Here is a 1796-nt window from a genome sequence, read left to right as displayed (position 1 = left end):
GGCCAAGCCCGACGGCCTGGTCGGGCGACAGCAGCAGGTCGTCGCCGGAGATCGTCATGCGCGGCTGCTCGGCCGTTTCGAAAGGTTTGACCTCGATCTGAACGAGTTCACTGATGCCAATGCCGCGCCACTCGCGGTCCGACAACAGATTGTGGGCGATGCCCAAGGCCTGAAGCCTGGCGCCGAACGCCTCGAGGAACTCGCTTGGCTGGCGGGCATGGCGCACGGTCTGCGTTGCCAGCGCCTGGACGGTCGCCAAAGTGTTCTTGACGCGATGGTTGAGCTCACGCAGCAGCAGCCGTTGGCGTTCGTCGCCGAGCTTACGCTCGGAGATGTCGTAGTTGACGCCGAAGATCAAGGTCGGCTTGCCGTCGCCGTCACGCTCGATGACACGGCCGCGCGTGGCGAGCCAGCGCGGCGGATGAAAGCCCTTCACCCGGTATTCGCCGAAATAGTCGTCGCTGCCGGTCAGGGCGTCGCGAAAGCGGGTTTCGGTCTGGTAGACGTCACGCGGATCGATGGCGGTGAGGATGTCGCGTGCGCGCAGCCGGTTGGATCGCGGCAGGCTGAACAGCTCCGACATCAATGTGTCGCATTCGATGATATCGGTGCGGATATCCCATGCCCAACTAGCGAGCGACGCCGCATCGAGTGCGATGGCGCGTCGTTTTTCCTCGCGAACCAGTGCGGCCTCGGCGATCGCGCCGCTGCGGGTTGTGTCCTTGAGGGTGAACAGGCTGGCGGCGAGGCCGGCGAGCGACTTCAACTGGTCGAGCTCAGCGTGGGATGGAAAACCATGCGGCGAGCGGTCGAGCACGCACAGCGTGCCGATGCGGGCACCTGCCACAACCATCGGCGCGCCGGCATAGAAGCGGACATGGTGCTTTCCGGTGACCAGCGGGTTGGTCTTGAAACGGGGATCCGTCGTTGCATCCACCACCACCATCGGTTCGTCGCCGGCGGCAATCGCATGGGCGCAGAAGGAGACGTCGGTCGCGGTTTCGGCCTCGTCCAGGCCGAAGCAGGATTTGAACCACTGCCGTTCGAGGTCGACGAGCGTGACCAGGGCCATCGGCACCTGCATCACCGCCGCGGCAAGGCTGCTGACGCGGTCGAAATCGGGATCGGCCGCTGTATCCAGCACCTCCAACCCGTGCAGCACGGCGAGCCGGTCAACATCCTTGACTGCGCGCGCAACTTCGGCCGGCAGCTCGGGCACTGTTTGCGTCTTGCCAGTCACCCCACTTGCCTCGTCCCGGTCTTCGCCGTCGCCTGCTTGCGCTGGTGCAAGGCCAGCGCGCTTTTCCGGAACCATCCTAGCGAGGAACCGTTACCCGACCATGATTTGCCGAGCGCGCCAGCTGGTGCAGAATGAGACAGGGATCGAGCATGGCCAAGATCATTCCAGAAAACAAGGCGCGGCAGGGGCGATGGGGCTGGCATGGATTTCGAATCCTGATCGCCGCATTGCTTCTGGTGTTTGCTGCGTGGGGCATTGCCGAGATTTATGGTGTGTTGATCAAGGCGCCAACCAGCGATGAACAGCATGTCCCCACGCCCAGCACCACCGAGCAGGCTCCTGCTGGCTAAAGCCGGTTTGTTCGTTGCAACGCATCGCATCAGGCGGCTCTCGATTGGGCCGCGCTCGCCGGCACCAGTACATTCAGCGCGCCAGGCTGGATTTCGATTACCGTTTCACGGTCAAGCCTGACCAATTCGCCGTCCATCACAGCGCGAAACTTGCGGCTGCTCGAATGGATTTTCAGCACCGTTCTGTTCGTCTGGTGGATTTCGAC

At 63.3% G+C, this 1796-nt stretch carries 2 protein-coding genes; one reads left to right on the top strand and one right to left on the bottom strand.

Features of this window, described 5'->3' with window-relative positions:
* Window positions 1–1219, bottom strand: a 1219-nt coding sequence (locus tag EN964_RS33455; protein WP_164776304.1) for an HWE histidine kinase domain-containing protein, incomplete at its 3' end; no start/stop codon positions are given.
* A 170-nt stretch (window positions 1220–1389) separates the two neighbouring features.
* Here EN964_RS33455 and EN964_RS33450 point away from each other — a divergent pair.
* Window positions 1390–1590 carry a hypothetical protein gene (locus EN964_RS33450; RefSeq protein WP_127269171.1) on the top strand — a complete coding sequence of 67 codons (201 nt, stop codon included), beginning with the start codon at window positions 1390–1392 and terminating at the stop codon, window positions 1588–1590.
* Window positions 1591–1796 lie beyond the last annotated feature (206 nt).

The sequence above is a fragment of the Mesorhizobium sp. M7A.F.Ca.CA.001.10.2.1 genome (genome assembly GCF_003998575.1).
Taxonomy (GTDB): Bacteria; Pseudomonadota; Alphaproteobacteria; order Rhizobiales; family Rhizobiaceae; genus Mesorhizobium.
Note: the sequence above shows the minus strand (reverse complement) of the source record. Positions and strands in the feature narration are given on the sequence as shown.